The sequence below is a fragment of the Deinococcus sp. Arct2-2 genome (assembly GCF_004801315.1).
Taxonomy (GTDB): Bacteria; Deinococcota; Deinococci; order Deinococcales; family Deinococcaceae; genus Deinococcus.
Map to the genome: position 1 here is coordinate 1 of NZ_SSNW01000068.1, position 15,825 is coordinate 15,825.

13 protein-coding genes and 1 pseudogene are annotated in these 15,825 nt (G+C 59.7%); 8 read left to right on the forward strand and 6 right to left on the reverse strand.

The window, feature by feature from the left end; translation table 11 throughout:
• Positions 1 to 181 (forward strand): hypothetical protein (locus tag E7T06_RS21570; protein WP_205750999.1); only part of this gene is annotated, 181 nt, incomplete at its 5' end.
• A 92-nt stretch (positions 182 to 273) separates the two neighbouring features.
• On the opposite strand, the gene E7T06_RS20505 is transcribed toward E7T06_RS21570, so the two are convergent.
• The 3 genes and pseudogenes from E7T06_RS20505 to E7T06_RS20515 form a co-directional block, all read right to left on the reverse strand.
• Entirely contained in the window at positions 274 to 711 is a 438-nt protein-coding gene (locus E7T06_RS20505) for a hypothetical protein (protein WP_136367622.1), read from the reverse strand.
• Between the two features lie 46 nt (positions 712 to 757).
• Positions 758 to 1,174: a DM13 domain-containing protein gene (locus E7T06_RS20510; protein WP_136367623.1), complete on the reverse strand. Its 417-nt coding sequence runs from the start codon at positions 1,172 to 1,174 to the stop codon at positions 758 to 760.
• Between the two features lie 310 nt (positions 1,175 to 1,484).
• Positions 1,485 to 1,856, reverse strand: a pseudogene (locus E7T06_RS20515) (redoxin domain-containing protein); the annotation flags it as partial.
• 43 nt (positions 1,857 to 1,899) lie between these two features.
• On the opposite strand from E7T06_RS20515, the gene E7T06_RS20520 reads away from it, so the two are divergent.
• The 7 genes from E7T06_RS20520 to E7T06_RS20550 all read left to right on the forward strand — a co-directional run bounded on the left by E7T06_RS20520 (position 1,900) and on the right by E7T06_RS20550 (position 11,884).
• Positions 1,900 to 3,426 carry a LacI family DNA-binding transcriptional regulator gene (locus E7T06_RS20520; protein ID WP_240741203.1) on the forward strand — a complete coding sequence of 509 codons (1,527 nt, stop codon included), beginning with the start codon at positions 1,900 to 1,902 and terminating at the stop codon, positions 3,424 to 3,426.
• 82 nt (positions 3,427 to 3,508) lie between these two features.
• The gene (locus E7T06_RS20525; protein ID WP_136367625.1) at positions 3,509 to 4,726 is read left to right on the forward strand and encodes a sugar ABC transporter substrate-binding protein; all 1,218 of its coding nucleotides are present in this window, start codon (positions 3,509 to 3,511) and stop codon (positions 4,724 to 4,726) included.
• A 31-nt stretch (positions 4,727 to 4,757) separates the two neighbouring features.
• On the forward strand, positions 4,758 to 5,708 hold the full coding sequence (locus E7T06_RS20530; RefSeq protein WP_136367626.1) for a sugar ABC transporter permease: 951 nt from the start codon (positions 4,758 to 4,760) through the stop codon (positions 5,706 to 5,708).
• A 55-nt stretch (positions 5,709 to 5,763) separates the two neighbouring features.
• Positions 5,764 to 6,570: a carbohydrate ABC transporter permease gene (locus E7T06_RS20535; RefSeq protein WP_136367627.1), complete on the forward strand. Its 807-nt coding sequence runs from the start codon at positions 5,764 to 5,766 to the stop codon at positions 6,568 to 6,570.
• 12 nt (positions 6,571 to 6,582) lie between these two features.
• A complete protein-coding gene (locus E7T06_RS20540) occupies positions 6,583 to 8,460 on the forward strand; it encodes a beta-L-arabinofuranosidase domain-containing protein (RefSeq protein ID WP_136367628.1) in 1,878 nt (625 codons plus the stop codon).
• A 29-nt stretch (positions 8,461 to 8,489) separates the two neighbouring features.
• Positions 8,490 to 10,676, forward strand: a complete 2,187-nt coding sequence (locus tag E7T06_RS20545; RefSeq protein ID WP_136367629.1) for a CBM35 domain-containing protein — start codon at positions 8,490 to 8,492, stop codon at positions 10,674 to 10,676.
• 113 nt (positions 10,677 to 10,789) lie between these two features.
• The gene (locus tag E7T06_RS20550; RefSeq protein ID WP_136367630.1) at positions 10,790 to 11,884 is read left to right on the forward strand and encodes a nucleoside hydrolase; all 1,095 of its coding nucleotides are present in this window, start codon (positions 10,790 to 10,792) and stop codon (positions 11,882 to 11,884) included.
• Between the two features lie 415 nt (positions 11,885 to 12,299).
• Here E7T06_RS20550 and E7T06_RS20555 read toward each other — a convergent pair whose 3' ends face one another.
• From E7T06_RS20555 to E7T06_RS20565, 3 genes are read right to left on the reverse strand one after another with little or no spacing between them, the layout of a single operon-like run.
• A complete protein-coding gene (locus tag E7T06_RS20555) occupies positions 12,300 to 13,895 on the reverse strand; it encodes a glycoside hydrolase family 32 protein (RefSeq protein ID WP_136367631.1) in 1,596 nt (531 codons plus the stop codon).
• Complete coding sequence (locus E7T06_RS20560) at positions 13,781 to 14,692, reverse strand: carbohydrate ABC transporter permease (RefSeq protein WP_136367632.1); 912 nt, start codon at positions 14,690 to 14,692, stop codon at positions 13,781 to 13,783. The genes E7T06_RS20555 and E7T06_RS20560 overlap by 115 nt, the downstream gene beginning before the upstream one ends.
• The gene (locus tag E7T06_RS20565) at positions 14,689 to 15,801 is read right to left on the reverse strand and encodes a sugar ABC transporter permease (protein ID WP_240741201.1); all 1,113 of its coding nucleotides are present in this window, start codon (positions 15,799 to 15,801) and stop codon (positions 14,689 to 14,691) included. The genes E7T06_RS20560 and E7T06_RS20565 overlap by 4 nt, the downstream gene beginning before the upstream one ends.
• Positions 15,802 to 15,825: the final 24 nt, after the last annotated feature.

Consider the following 15,825-nt stretch of genomic DNA (forward strand, 5'->3'; position numbering starts at 1 on the left):
CTGTGCCCAAGGCGAGCGCGAGCGCGCAGAGGGCGGCAAAAGCGGTGGTCTTGCGAGCGCGGTGCTGGGGCATAGGGTCAACTCCTGTGGTGGTGTGAGTGCTGTGCGGAACAGCCGAGGCGAACGACGGGACGGGAAGGTCAGAGCAGACAGGCGCGGAGACGCTGCGCCGGAAACCTGATGGGGGCAGAATGTTAGGTTGGCTTGAAAAAGGCCGAAGGCTGGAAGGTGCGTTGGAGAGTCAGAACGTCAGGCGGAGATCCTGGATACCGTTCACTGCGCGGAACGGTTCAACAGTGCCCGTGCCGAGGGCAGTTTCACCGCGGGGCACCAGACCCACACGCTGCGGACACTGCTGGGCAGGAGCGTGGCAGGCAGCAGAGACCGAACGTCTCCCCGCTGGATGGAGCTGATCCGAATGGCCCCCTGCCCTGGCCCACCATGATCTCCGGCCCGCAGCGCGCGGCTGGAGGCCGACACCAGTAACTCCAGATTCGCGCCTGCTGCCCGCCCTGCGCCCCGCACCTGCACGTACACCCTGCCGTCTTGCTGCTCCAGGTGCACCTGTCCAACTTCTTGGCCGTCCAGATTCAACAAGGGGCCGCTAGCCAACACCGTCTTAGAGGGCACGGGCGTGGTTTGGGCCACTGAAGGAAGGAGCAGCAGGGCGGCGGCCAACAGCGAGTGGGACAGGGTATGGGGCAAGGTCATGGCGTCTCCGTGATTCGGGAGCTTCGGCAAGTCTTTTGAGACGCGGTTATTTCAAGTCGGCGGCGGCGAAAGCGGTCTTGACGTTGTCGCAGTACAGCACCACACTTTTGAAATCAGACAGCTTGGTGCCTGCGGGCGCGGTGAAGCTGAAATTCCCCTTGAACATCTTCAGGTCGCCCACTTTGACGTGCTTGACAGCGGCGATAGACGCGTCGCTGGCTCCCTTCTTAGGCGCGGCGGCGGCGTAGAGCCAGACTTGCAGGCCGGGGCCGGGTTCCGTCTTCAGATTGCTGAGCTTGACGGTGACTTTCCCGCCTTGCTGCGTCGCGGAGACGTTGCCCGTGGTGGGCGCACCGAGGGCATGGAAGCTGCCTGCGTGCATCATCATCGTTTGGGCCTGGGCGGAGGCACTCAACAGGGCGGCGGTGGTCAGGAGGCTCAGAGTGGTCAGGATCTTGTTCATGGGGGTACCTCGGAGTAGGGAAAGAGGGCGGAGGGAACGTTCGGAACCAGGGAAGCGCGGTGAGATTCGAGAACTAGGTACGCGTAACTCTCTAATTAATTTAGAAAAGTCACCTATCCGGAGGATATGAATCGTCACCACCCTGCTTGCTTCCTCGAATACTGTTACGCAGCCGACGATCAAAAGGTTCAATTTTAGAATTCCGAAGAATTCGCCAACCTTCTAGAGCGGCTTCAGGCAGTTAGGCAAATGGAGACCGGAACCTGTCGCTCCTGGTGTAGGACGACAGGTTCCGGCGCAGTGCGTGGCCCTACCGCTGGCTGAGAATCAGTCCGAACGCATCAATCGGCGACAGATGCCCCTGCGGCCCGCTGTCATACAGCGCGAGTTCAACTGTTCCATCTGGACGCACGACGGCTGCCGTACTATGCAGCCGCGTGCCCGCCTCATCCACGTCTTGTCCCACGTCGTACAGCAGGCGGGTGACCGCCTCGCCGCTGAACATTTCTAGGAGAGGACGGGCCTGCCAAGGCCACCGCCGTGTGGGTTCATGACCGCGTTCAGAGAGTGCCACGACCTGCACCCCCTCCCGGCGCAGATGAACCACGTGCGCCCTGAAGCCCTGAAGTTGCGCTGCACAGTACGGGCACCCCGGTTCCTGATGCTCAAACAAGACGACCGCCCAGTGCCCATGGAGCCGTGGGTTTGGATGGCAGTTGGCCGAGGTGCAACGGCACCTGAACGATCATGCCCTGCGCGAACGCACCCGCCGCAGGCGTGGACATCGGTTCGACCTCGAGCTTCGCGTATTTCTTGATTTCCGGCAGGTGGTTGTGGTTGGGGTTGAAACCGTAAGCGCGGTACGCACCGTGCAAATGATGCTCGCCGCGCCCGTGGAAGGCATCAATCAATTGGCGACCACCGCCGCTGTAACCAGACACGCCCTGAATGCTAATCGGGTACTCGGCTGGCAGCGTGTCTGCATCGGTGAGCGGGCGCAGCAGCGCAATCGCGCCCGTGCACGAGGTCAGGTAAGGGCACCTCGCGGGTATCTCAGTCTTGACACGGTGCTGGGCAGCGATGCACACTGGCGGTTAGGAAACAAGTTAACTTGCCTGCTGAACTGCTGTCTGCAGGAGCGCCTTTTGGCGGTGTGGAGTCCAATGTCCCCCAAACAAGCTCAAACCGTACCCCACCTGCTTTCTGGACGTGCCGCCACCGTTCGTGACGTCGCGCAAGCCGCAGGAGTCAGCATCGCCACCGCCTCCAAAGCTTTAAACAGCACCGGCAGTATGCGTGAAGAGACGCGCGAGCGTGTGCGAACGGTGGCCCGGGATCTCAACTACCGTCCCAACGAGCTGTTTCAGAGCGTGTTGCGCGGCCGGAGTTTCACCGTCGGTCTGGTGGCCAGCTCCGGCCGGTTCAGCTTGCCGCTCTTGGAAGGCATCGAGGACGCTCTGGGTGAGGCGGAACTTTCAGTTTTTTTGTGTTACGCCCAAGAAGCTTCTGAGCGAGAGCTCCGCCACCTGGGTTCGTTGCTGGCCAAGCGCGTGGACGGCATCATCGTGGCCGGTGCCAGTACGGATCCCCGGCCAGCCATCCTGCTCGATACCAATTTGCCCCTCTTGTACGCCTACACGCGGCCAGAGACCCCAGGCAGTCTGGCACTCCAACCCGACGACCATCAGGGGGCAGCGCTGGCTGCAGAGCATCTCATTGGCCTGGGCCGCCGACGTTTTCTGCATTTGACTGGGCCCCCCGAGTATGAGGCGGTTCAGCAGCGGCGGAACAGTTTGCAAGGCAGCCTGGCGCGTGCGGGCCTTGAACCCGCGCAAGTCGTGCATGTTCCCTGGAATGAACCCAGTGGTTACGAGGCGATGTGGCACTTGCTCCAACACCACCATTCTTTTGATGCGCTGTTTTGCGGCAACGATCAGCTGGCCCGCGGTGCTCAAGAGGCCATGATCAAGTTTGGTCTCTCCATCCCAAACGACGTCTCAGTTGTTGGATTTGACAACTGGACTGAACTCAGTGAGGCGGCGAGGCCAGCCCTCACCACTGTAGACATGAACCTCCACGAACTCGGGCGCAGTGCCGGAAGGCACCTGCTCGAGTTGATTAATGGCCAACAGAAGTCCGGCGTCCAGCGGTTACCCTGCCATCTGGTCGTCCGGAACTCCTGTGGCGCCTCTCTTCGCCCCCCTCACCGTCAAGAGAAGGAGGTGCCTCTAGTCTACCCCCCATTGCCCTGAGCTGTCCCAGCCTCCGATTGTGTTCAGCCAAGTCGTTCCCGCCTTGGTAAGCCTTTCTGTTGTCTTTTTTTCAGGAGACCCTATGCGACGCAGCACCTGCTTCATGCTCACAGCCCTACTCGGCAGTTCAACCCTCTTCGCCGTTGCCCAAAACAACTTGACGCTGACCCACTGGTGGCACGTTTACGGGGCAGACGGACAGAAAGACGCCGTCTACCGCTATGACGCAGAGTACGCCAAAGCCAACAATCTTAAGATTGAAGTCAGTTGGATTCCAGGCGATTACACCAGCAAACTGCGGGCGGCTCTGGCAGCGGGAACCGCGCCGGATATTTTTGAGTATCCCGCCGGAACTTTGGAAGATTTTGCCGACGGCCAGCTGGCCAATCTCGACGACCTCTTTACCCCTGCCCTCAAGCGTGATTTTAGCCCAACAGCGCTGCAGCAGATGACCCGCAATGGGCGGATTCAGGCCGTCAAGATGCACTCGGATGTCGCCGTCGTGTTCTACCGCAAGAGTTTGCTCAAGGCTGCGGGCCTCCAGCCGCCCAAAACCTTTGCAGAGCTGCTGGCGGCCTCCAAAAAGCTGACCCAGGGCAACCGTAAAGGGCTGTTCGTGGGCAACAACGGCGTTGGTCCGCTCGACCAGATTATGCCGTGGTCTGCGGGAGTGACCTTTATGCAGGGCAACAAGATCACTTACAACACGCCCCGAACTGTCAAGGCGCTGCAAAGCCTGCGTGAGCTCAAGAATTCCGGCAGCCTGCTGGTGGGCGCGCCCGCCGACTGGTACGAGATCAATCCCTTTTTGCAAGGTCAGGTGGCCATGCAGCTGTGCGGCGCCTGGGCCATCGGCCGCGCGCGTGAGGCCCTGGGTGATGATTTCGGTATCGTGCCTTGGCCCGCCTTGGACGCGCAGGGCAAACCAGCGACCTGGGACGGCGGCTTCGTGATGATGGTCAATGCCAAGAGCAAGAATCTGGCGGCCGCCAAAGCCTACATCAAAAAGGTGTGGCTCGATTCCACAGCGGTGCCTGTGGACTGGAACACCAAGTATGAGTTCCATGTCCCGCCCCGCAAGTCGGTGGCGACGGCTGCGAACTTCGACCCCAGTGGCCCTGAAGCGGCCGCAGCGAACGTGCTGAACCGGTATGCCCGGCAAAATCCGGCTGCATTCGCCGGATCGGTGGCCGATGCGTATTACAACATGGTCGGCAAGGCAGTGAACGGCACTGGGGATATTGCCGCCCTCGTCAAAGCGGCCGCCGCGCAATCTCAGCAAGAACTCGCGCGGCCTTGAAGGTGAGCGGCGTTCAACAAGGATTTTCGCCATGCGGAGCCTGAACCTCCCGACCTCGCGGAGCCAACGTGCCCCTCGTCCAGATCGCTCGGCCACTTGGGCCTTTTGGGGACTCGTCGGGCCACTGGTGATGGGCTTAATCGTATTCACGATTGTGCCGCTGGTTTGGGGCTTTGCGCTCAGCTTTCAAAATGCCCGGGGCACCATTGAGTTTGACGTCAGCCGCTGGGTAGGCCTGGACAACTTTCGGCGGACGCTGGCTGACCCGGCCTTTCGGGAGTCACTCATCACGGGAGCGCTGTACGCCGCGCTGGTCGTTCCACTGACCTTGGTGTTCGGTCTGGCCCTGGCCCTGTTGGTCAATAGCGTGCGCCGCGGACAGGCTTTCTTCCGCACAGCGCTGTTTATGCCTACCGCCGTCTCGTTCGTGGTTGGTGCCTTGATCTGGAAGATTGGGTTGTTCAACGGCTTGTCGTTCGGAATCGCCAATACCGTGCTCGGCTTGTTCGGGTGGGATCCCATCGTCTGGACGCTCACGTCACCGTGGGTGTGGGTCGTCTTGGTCAGCCTGCGGTTGTGGCTGACCCTCGGCTTCAACATGCTGATTTTCTTGGCTGGCCTCAAAGAAGTCCCGGCACAACTGTACGAAGCGGCCCGAATCGACGGCGCGTCCTCTTGGCAATCGTTTTGGGGCATTACGTTTCCCCTGCTGCGCAACACATCCATCTTTTTGCTGTTCGTCAACGTGATCGGCGCGCTGCAAGCGTTTGACGAGTTTTACAACGTCTTGGGCTCCGGCGTGAGCAGTCTCTCTTCGTCCCTGGCAGGGCGGCCTCCCATCTGGTACATCTACGACACAGGCTTTGCCACCGCTGATTACGGCCGGGGCAGCGCCAGTGCCTTCCTCCTGGCAGGCATCATCTTGCTGGCCACCCTCTTGCAGGTTCGGCTCTTCGGCCTGGGCCAGCGGCAAAACGATTAAGGAGTTCACCGTGCGGGCCTGGCCTGTCAAGCGGAAGCCTATTCCACCGGGGCGCGTGGCACTCTATGCCGCGCTGATCCTCCTCGCATTTCTCTTCCTCTTTCCATTCTTTCTCACGGTTCGCAACGGGCTGATGGCCGACCGCGACATCATTGGCGACCAGTTTATTCTCTTTCCTCTCCCTCCCCACTGGGAATACCTGCCTCAAACCCTGTTTGACAGCCGAGACGTCAACATCTTGTTGGGCCTGCGCAACTCCGCCGTGGTGGCCGCGTTACAAACCTTTTTCGGGGTGCTGTTCGCCTCAATGGCAGGCTACGCTTTGGCCCGGGTGCCTTTCCGCGGTAAATCGCTCGTGCTGGGGTTCATCTTGGCCACCATGCTGGTGCCTGGCATCGTGCTGTTCATTCCCAAGTTCGTGTTGGTGGCCAAGCTCGGTTGGGTCAATACCCTGCAGGGCATCGTGGTGCCTGAGATGTTCAGTGCTTTCAACGCTTTTATGTTCCGTCAGTACTACCTCGATTTTCCCCGGGATATGGAGGAGGCGGGCCGGGTGGACGGCCTGAGCTGGACAGGCGTATACCGGCAACTGGCCCTGCCCAACAGCAAGGGAATTCTGACTGCCCTCGGCGTTCTGACCTTCATCAGCAGCTGGAACTCATTTCTCTGGCCCCTGACGGTCGGTCAGAACGAAAAACTCTGGACGGTGCAGGTCGCGGTGTCGGCTTACAACAACACCAACGCTTCGTACCACGAGATTTTTATGTCGTCGGTCATCGCAGTGGTTCCCTTGGTGGTTGTGTTCCTGCTCTTTCAGCGTTGGATCATTGAGGGCGTTAAGTTCACAGGCTCCAAAGGCTGAGCCAGGAGGCACATGGATTCCACCTTGACTTCAGCACTCAACAGCTTGACGCCGCTTGCCGCGGGTAGGATTCAGCCTCAGGGGTGGTTGCGCGCTCAGCTGCAGCTCCAAGCCGACGGCCTGACCGGACATTTGGAAGAAATTTGGCCAGACGTGGGTTCCAGCAGTGCGTGGTTGGGTGGAGACGGCGAAGCCTGGGAACGGGGGCCGTATTACCTTGACGGTCTGCTCGCCCTCGCCCTCGTCTTGGCCGACCCTCCTCTACGGCGCAGAGCAGAGCGGTGGCTTGACGCCGTGTTCCACAGCCAGCAGGAGAGCGGAATGTTTGGCCCTGCCACGAACAGCGATTGGTGGCCGCGGATGATCGTGGCCAAAACGCTTACCGAGTATTACGATGCCACAGCCGACCTACGGGTCATCCCCTTTTTAAGGCGGTACTTCCAGCATCAGTGGCAAGAGTTGCCTGGACGCCCCCTCAGTGATTGGGGCCGGGCCCGGGGGGCCGACAACGCCATGAGCGTGCTGTGGCTTTACCGTCAGCTTCAGGAGCCGTGGCTGCTGGACTTGGCCCGCTTGGTACTGCAGCAGAGTCAAGACTGGCGTGCAGCCCTCACCCACGACCTGATACCAGAGGCCGCGCAACAGTTTGATCACCGCTGGCACGTTGTGAACGTGGCCATGGGCCTGAAGTGGTTTGCAGCGCACGCGCTGCTGGAGGATGAGCCCGCTTGGCAAGACAGTCTCCTCTCGGCCCTCGGTCACTTGGATGAGCAGCACGGCTTGGTGCACGGCATGTTCAGCGGTGACGAGTGGCTGGCGGGCCAAGCCCCGCACCATGGTGTGGAAACCTGCGCGGTGGTCGAAGCCATGTACAGTCTTGAGCAGCTCATCCGGGTGTTTGGGGTAGATCAACTCGCTGACCGTCTCGAACGCTTGGCGTTTAATCTGTTGCCTGCCAGCTGCGGCCCAGACATGCGCACCCACCAGTACCACCAGCAGGCCAATCAGGTCAGTGCCACCGTCGACCGCCGCGACTGGACGTTTAGTGGGGATGACGCCAACATCTTCGGGCTCGAACCTCATTTCGGCTGCTGCACCGCAAACGTTCATCAAGGCTGGCCGAAGTTCACTTCACACCTCTGGATGCAAACGGCTACGGGCGGCTTGGCCGCCGTAGCATACGCGCCCTGTACGGTGTCGGCTTCACTTCCAACAGGCGACATTGAGCTCCGTGTCGCCACGTCCTATCCGTTTGAGGATGAGGTTCAGATCGAGGTTCGAGCCCGCACGCCTCTTACCTTTCCACTGACACTCCGAGTGCCGCACTGGTGCAGCGCTCCCCGCTTGACGGTGAACGGCGAAGCGCAGCCGATTCAGGTGGATGCCCGGGGCTGCTTCCAGGTGCGGCGCCTGTGGCACCACGGGGATGAGGTTTCGCTCTCACTGCCGGGGAGTTTGCTGGTTCATCCTCGTCCACACGGTGCGGTGGGCTTGACGTGGGGGGCTTTGACGCTGGCCCTGTCTCCTGGAGAAGCCTGGACACGCCTGCCCGATACGCCCGGCTTCGGGGATTGGGAGGTACGCCCACGCACGTCTTGGAATTTTGCCTTGGCTCTCAGCGCAGACAGTCCCGCGTCCGCTATCCAAGTGGAGCGGACTTCAGTGGGCAAGCTGCCCTTTGCCCTGGAGAATGCGCCGCTCAAAATTCAGACTTTCGGCGCGCGCGTCAAGGGCTGGAAAGTCGCAGAGGGGTCGGCTGGGCCACCTCCCCAAAGTCCGCTTTGGACTGGTCAACCTATCGAAGTCCTCAAGCTGGTGCCCTACGGGTGCGCCCGGCTGCGTATCACTGAATTTCCGACCCTCATGCCCTTGCCAGATGCGACCGATTAATCTCTCACCCATCCCCTGAGGAGCGTCTTATGCAGCTGTTCAAATGGATTTTCGCTGGCCTCGTGCTTGTTCTCTTCGTAGGGTGCAGCACTGCTCCCACTTCTGAGCCGCCTGCCGCCCTGAGCCCTGCCCGTCCCGTAACAGCCCTCTCCACCGTCACGCAGTTTCAGACCCCACTGGTACGTGGGTACCAGGCTGATCCGATGATGGTCACCCACAACGGCTATTATTACCTGCTGTACAACGACAATTCAGACGCCCAAGGCGCCCGCATCACCAAAGCCTCCAGCCTCGCCGGTCTAGCGACAACAGCGCCCACGACGGTATGGACCGGCGCCGCCGACGGTATTAACTGCACCTACTGTGTGGGCTTTATCCTCCATTCAAACGCTCGTTGGTATCTGTACGGTGCGGACTTTGTGCTTGAGAGTGCGGCGGACGACCCGATGGGCCCTTATAGCTTTAAAGCTAGATTAGCGACCGTCAATAACAGCGCAGTGATTGCAACTTTCCCTTTTTACGTGGGATCTCAACTGTATTTGTTTGAAACGTCAATCGTGGGTGGGGCAAACTCGATTCACATTGCCAAAATGAGCAATCCTTGGACTGTCAGTTCAAATTTCACTCGCATCGCGCAACCCACTGCAGCTTGGGAATGCCGCACTGGATATTGTGTGGATGAGGGTTCAAGCGTTATTGTAAAGGGCTCCAAGGTCTACAATATCTTCTCAGCATCAAGCTATGAATCCCCAGATTACTGTGTTGGAATGTTAGTGGCTGATATTGATGCCAACCTTTTAAACTCAACTTCTTGGGTCAAATCTCCCAACTGTGTTTTTTCAAGAAATAACGCAGCTGGTGCTTATGGTCCAGGCTCAATGCAATTCTTCAAATCCCCTGATGGAACTCAAGATTGGGTGGTATATCATATCAAAACACTTACTGGGGACATTTTAGATGGCGATGACCGACAGCTACAGGCCAAGCAGGTCACCTGGAATGGAGACGGTAGCCCCAACTTTGGAAGCCCAGTGGCTCCAGAAACTGCTCTCCCCTTGCCTTCAGGCGACGCAGGTACTGTGACCGATCTTGGCCCTCAAGCGATCTACGAAGCGGAGCAGGGAGTTGTCACAGCGGCCCGCATCCGCAAGTCGGCCTCAGCGTCGGGTGGGTTTTTTGTGGGCAACATTGACGAGGCCTCAAGCAAGGTCACGCTCCCGATCAAAGTTACCTCAGCTGGAAGCTACACGCTGACTCTGCGCTACGCCAATGGCACTGGGGCGGCCTCCACCCACGCGCTGTCCATCAACGGCGCCAGTGCGCAGATGGTGAGCTATCCACCAACCGCGGGCTGGGGGCAGTTCAGCACCAGTCCTGTGACCGTGAATCTGATAGCAGGCACCAATACGCTCCGCTTCACTAAGGGGATGCAGTACGCTGAACTTGATTCGGTCGGCGTCACGTCAAGTGCTCCGGTACAGGAGTACGAGGCTGAGAATGCAGATGTCACCAACGCATCGAGACGCAGTTCAGGCAACGCCTCAGGCGGATCCTACGTTGGGGGCATCGATTTTGCCGACAGTGCCGTACAGTCCACCGTGAACGTACCGTCGGGTGGCTCATACGTGCTCAGTATCCGCTATGCAAACGGCACGGGCAGTGCCTCAAGTCAGCGGTTGGCAGTCAACGGGGGAGCGTCTCAGACCGTGACGTACCCACCGACGGCAGGGTGGGCGCAGTTTGACAGCGTGAACCTCAATGTCACGCTCAATGCTGGGAGCAACACGGTTCGGTTGAGCCAAGGTGCCGTCAATGGTTACGCCGAACTTGATGTTCTGCGGATTTTCCCGCGCCTAGAGGCAGAGAATGCGGCAGTCAACAATGCGGATCGCCGGACGTCAGGCAACGCCTCGAACAACGGGTTTGTGGGAGGCATTGACTTTGCCAGCAGCTTCGTAGAATTTGCCAATGTCTACGCCAGTGTGCCGGGCAATTACTTGCTGCGCATCCGCTACGCGAATGGGACAGGTGGCACGACGACCCAGCAACTGACGGTGAACGGTGCAGGTAGCACGCCGGTGAGCTATCCAGCGACGCCTGGCTGGGGCCAATTTGCTCTGGTGACCGTGCCAGTGACCCTCACGGCGGGGAATAACACCCTACGGTTCACACATGCAGGGTTCGCGGAACTGGATTACATCGAAGTCTTCCGCTGAGATGACCGCCAGAGTGGGGAGCTGATCTAGAGGGCTGAGCACGCTACACCCCTCCCCTTCAAGTGTACCGGTCAAGCGCGGCCCAGCAAGCGGGTCTGCTGCACTTCCCCGTTGTGTCTCAGGGCTTGATCCAGCACTTTCCGCCTCTTCCAAAAATCATGGGCAGGCTCCGCCAAGCTGGTGACGCCAAGACATCAGCGGTGGAGCCTGATCACCGAAGGCAACAGATGCATAAAATTCTTCTCGATACGGACATTGGCACAGATATCGACGACATTCTCGCCCTCTCCTTCCTGCTGGCCTCGCCCGAGATTGAGTTGTTGGGTATTACAACAGCTTACGGCAACACGGTTTTGCGCGGCAAAATTGCTTACCAGGTACTCGCCCATCTGGGCCGCGCAGGCCAAATTCCAATCGCAGCTGGGCAGCCCGCTACCCTCACGTCTTCCCGGCCCATCTTCTGGCCCGGTCACGAAGGAAAAAACATCGATCATGTCGGTATTCCTGATCATGTTCTGCTCGACCAACCCGCGGAAGACTTCATTCTTGAGACGGTGAAAGCGCAGGAGGGCGAGGTCACGATCTTGGCCATCGCCCCACTGGGGAATCTCGCCCGCGCCATTCTGAAAGCGCCAGACACCATGGCCCGTGTCAAACGCATTTACATGATGGGCGGTGTTTTTGGGCGGAACGACCCGACATTCCTATTGCCCGTCACCGAGCACAACATTCACTCCGATCCAGAGGCCGCGCAGGTGGTGTTTGAGTCCGGCCTGCCCATCACCCTTGTGCCACTTGACGTCACCACCAAAACGCGTCTGGGACAAGAGGAACTGCAAGCTTTGGGCGAAGTGGATCACCCCCTTGCCCGCTTGCTCCATGCTGAACTGAGCGCCTGGCTTCCGTTTGTGCAGGCGCATGATGGCCGGGAGTTTACCCACATGCACGATCCCCTGACGGCGGCACTCTTGCTGAGGCCCGCACTTGTGGTTCACAGCCAGTCGATGTGCATAGGGGTCGAAACCCAAGGGGTGTATACCACGGGTCAGACTGTTCCCATCTCAGCAGCAGGATTCAAGCACGTGGAGGTGGTGCTTCAAATTGATGCTCCGGCGTTCCAGAGCTTTTTTTTAGAACGAGTCCTGCAGCTCCCCGTTGCCAATCCCCCAAATTTAGAGCCTCTCCCTGAAGAGAGTGGCCCGCGCTAACGAGGGGCAACGTCAATGCCTGTTCCATCGATGTTGACCACACGCTGAATCTCCTGAGGCGGAGTTCCGTCACTCCGAAGCTCATGGGGGTGAATGATCTCTAGAACGTTGTATTCACCCATCCGCTTCCCTCTGCCGATCAGGCACTGCCAGATTGCTCGGAACACGCTTAAAGCATGGATGCACCGTTTCAGCGCCAAACTTGCTGCGGGCCGGAGATGGCCGACCGCATGACCGCTCCGGCGCAGGACGCCTCCGTCAGTGGGATCCGGCTCGCAGTGGAGCCGCAAGGTTAAGGCAGGCTCACCACGACAATCAATACAGGCATGAGCGCTTGGCAGGACAAGGGCCAGTCATTCCTCCAGACTCCTGGATTGGAATTGGATGATCTGTGCCCGCCTATGGGCGTCAACCATCAACCCAAAATCCAAGCGTCTGCGGTGGTCAAGCGTGCTCCAGCAGTGGTCAAGATTCGCACGCCCAGACTGTCGGGGCGCGTTGGGTAGATCCGGCTCGTGAGGCTTAGGCCGTCCCGGACAAACACCTCCAGCACTGAGCGATCTACAAAGACCGTCAAGCGGAGCTGGTCGCCCTCTAGAGGATGCAGCGCAAGCTCCTGCAACGCTGATACGGCCGTTGGGTCGGCAGAGGATCGGCTCCGGTCAATAATAAGGCGTCCCAGGCCCCGGTCATACACAATCACGGTCTCCTCGCGCCCATCGGGAGAACATCTCACGGCGACCCCACAGCTACCGCTGCCCGTCACTTCAAATTCAATCTCTAGTTCTAAGGCGTCTCCGCGCAGTCCCAGAACCGTGCCGTCCTCCTGAAGCTCACCTGTAGGCCGCGTAGATCCGCGCAGCCGCCGCAACTCGGGAACCGGTGTGACAGTCAAGCGGCCTTGCCGATCCAAGTCCAGGATCCGCGGCAGCGAAGCCACGCCGGCCCATCCCGCTGCCCGCCGCACGGCCTCACTGCGGGGCTCATCGATCCAGCCAAACAGAATGCGCCGGCCCTGATCATCCAAGAAGGTCAGCGGCGCATAGGAATCGTCAGCACTCAGCCGCCCTTCTGTTTCCGGCTGAAACGACCGCCCATCAAAGCGTCCCACCACATAGAAGACTTGCCGGGTCAGGCCGTTCGAGAAGAGCAGCACATGCTTGTCCCGCAGCGCGAAAAAATTGGGACACTCCCACATCCAGCCGTGCTCTTCCCGGTCCCCCTGCAACAAGGGGTGCAGGTAAGTCCAGTGTTGCAGATCCGGAGAACTGTACAGCAGAGCCGCGCCGTACCCCGTATCAAGGGCCGCGCCCAGCACCATCAACCACAGTTCACCCTCCCGCCAGACAAAGGGATCACGAAAGTCGCCTGGTTTGGTGCCTGCAGGCTGCACCGAGAGCACCGGGTTGCCCTCATCCTTCACCCAGGTTCGCAGCCCACTGTCGCTGCTCCGGGCCAAGCACTGCACCTGTGCGCCTCCGGCAGCCCCGGTATACAGCAGCGTCGGCACCCCCTCATAGTCAACGGCACAGCCTGACCAGCAGCCGTCCGCATCGGGGCCGCCCGGTGTGGGAGCCAAGGCCAAAGGCAAATGCGTCCAGTGCACCAGGTCGCGGCTGACCGCGTGCCCCCAGTGAATGCTGCCCCAGACCGGAGCGCTGGGATTGTGCTGATAAAACAGGTGATATTCGCCGCGCCACTGAATCAGGCCGTTCGGGTCGTTCATCCAATTGGAGCGTGGAAGAAAATGGAAGCGGGGGCGGTGTGGATCATCCAAGACAAGCGTCATTCTGTGCGTCCTCGTTTGGGCCCAAAAGCCCCTTGAAGTCAGGATCAGCAGACCAGCACCGAGCCACCACAGCGCGGCGCGGCGTGAGAGAGACCAAGGCGCGCGGGTCAATCTTTGCTTCCGGTGCTTGCCACGCTGGCAACAAACCAGCGCTGAAACACAATAAAGAGCACGAGCACTGGGAGAGTGATCAGGGTAGCGAACGCCATGATCTGACCCCATTCATTGACGTACCCGTAAAAAACTTGAATGGCGGGCATCAGCGGCCGGGCTTCTTCGGACTGAACGGTCATGGTGGGCCAGACATAGGCATTCCACGCTCCCAAGAAGCGCAAGATGGCCACTGTGGCAAAGACTGGGCCGGAGAGCGGCACGATGATCCGGCGGTAGATCTGAAAAGGGGTCGCGCCGTCGATGACCGCCGCCTCATCCAGTTCCTTTGGCAGATCCAGGAAAAATTGGTAGAACAAGAAAATGCCGCCGACGTCGGCCAGAAAAGGAATGATCTGCACCCGTAAGGTATTGATCCAGGTGGACACCACCTGTACGCCGTCCGGCCCCACCTCGATCCAAGGCAAGCGGCTCACGATCAACAGGAGCGGGATGATGATGGTTTCGCCGGGAATGATCAAGAGGATGATCAAGAGGGCCACCACCCCCCGTTGACCGCGCCAGCGCAACCGGGCCAGCGCGTAAGCCGCGAGGCTGTTGAACAGCAGGCTGAACACCACCGAGATGACGGCAATCAACACAGAATTACGGAAATACAGCTCAAAGTTGGTGGCCTGGAAGACCGCCTGGTAATTGGCCAGCGACAGGTCGCCCACCGGCAGGAGACCCCGGATCGAACGCAGATCCAGCAGCACCTGCTCCCGCGGCTTGAACGATGACATGACCATAAACACCAGTGGAAAGAGAAACACGAACGCGATCGCGCTCATCAGCACGTAATGGCCCAGCACGCTGAGCCGGGCCCGGGTCTGCACCGTCAATCCCGGTCTGCGCCGCACTACAGTCATGTGCTCTTCCGTTCGGCCAGAAGACGGCGCTGAATCAGGGCGATCCCGAAAATCAGCAGGATATACACCACGGACATGGCCGAGCCGGACGCGATGTCTTGTTCGCGGGTGCCTTTGGTGACGATGCGGTACATCATGGTGCTAGTGCTGTCGAGCGGCCCCCCCTGGGTCATGATGTCCACCTGGGTAAAGAGGCTAAAGGCCTGAACCGTGGTGAGAATCACCACGAACACCGTGGTATTGCGCAGCGACGGCACCGTTACGAAGCGGAAGCGCTGCCACGCAGAAGCGCCGTCAATACTGGCGGCCTCATACAACTGGGCGGGGATCCCTTGAAGTCCTGCCAGGAAAATAATCATCTGGAAGCCGACCGCCGACCACGCGGACATCAGGCCGATAGCCAACATGGCAGTACGGGGACTCCCCAACCAGTCGATCGGTTTGACCAAATTGAAGGTCAGCAGTGTCACAAACTGATTGATCATGCCGACGTCGCGGTTGTACAAGAACACCCAAATAATCGAGACGACGGCGATGGACGTCACCACCGGCAAAAAATAAATGGCGCGAAAGAGGCCGACGCCCGGCACCCTGCGGTTGACAACCACTGCCAGCAGGAGGCCCAACACAGTTTGGAGCGGCACCACGATGAGGGCGAACAGGGTGGTGTTGCCCAGCGAGCGGTAAAACACCGGGTCTTTGGCCACGACCGCGTAGGATTGCCCGCTCCACTGGAATTCGAAGCCTGGCCGGTACTCGGAGAGCGCAGGAGTATTGGCCAGCGCGGTTCGGGTGGACTGAGGCTGCACCTCTCCCGCAGCGCCCCGAGTGGGCTGTCCAGAAACCGGATCCACTTCAGGAGGCCGGGCAATCACCCGCACACTGAGCAGGCGGTCAAAATTTCGCCACCCCACGAATTCGGTGGGATTGGGTGAAAACAGGCGTTGGTTGGTGAAACTCAGCGTAAAAGCCAAGAAAAAGGGCAGGACTAGAAAGACGGTCAGCAGCAGCAAAGCGGGGCCGCCCATCCAGAGGGCGGCCCCACCTTCTGAACGCCTGCCGATCGGCCTGCGCTGCGCCGTTGACCGCCGCGTGGGTTTGAACGTCACGTCACTCAAAATAATTCACCGACC

What these genes read in the sequence shown, in the direction of transcription:
- E7T06_RS20505 (WP_136367622.1), bottom strand. Translation starts at nt 711, where the DNA reads ATGACCTTGCCCCATACCCTGTCCCACTCGCTGTTGGCCGCCGCCCTG.
- E7T06_RS20510 (WP_136367623.1), bottom strand. Translation starts at nt 1,174, where the DNA reads ATGAACAAGATCCTGACCACTCTGAGCCTCCTGACCACCGCCGCCCTG.
- E7T06_RS20525 (WP_136367625.1), top strand. Translation starts at nt 3,509, where the DNA reads ATGCGACGCAGCACCTGCTTCATGCTCACAGCCCTACTCGGCAGTTCA.
- E7T06_RS20530 (WP_136367626.1), top strand. Translation starts at nt 4,758, where the DNA reads ATGCGGAGCCTGAACCTCCCGACCTCGCGGAGCCAACGTGCCCCTCGT.
- E7T06_RS20540 (WP_136367628.1), top strand. Translation starts at nt 6,583, where the DNA reads ATGGATTCCACCTTGACTTCAGCACTCAACAGCTTGACGCCGCTTGCC.
- E7T06_RS20545 (WP_136367629.1), top strand. Translation starts at nt 8,490, where the DNA reads ATGCAGCTGTTCAAATGGATTTTCGCTGGCCTCGTGCTTGTTCTCTTC.
- E7T06_RS20555 (WP_136367631.1), bottom strand. Translation starts at nt 13,895, where the DNA reads ATGGGGTCAGATCATGGCGTTCGCTACCCTGATCACTCTCCCAGTGCT.
- E7T06_RS20560 (WP_136367632.1), bottom strand. Translation starts at nt 14,692, where the DNA reads ATGACTGTAGTGCGGCGCAGACCGGGATTGACGGTGCAGACCCGGGCC.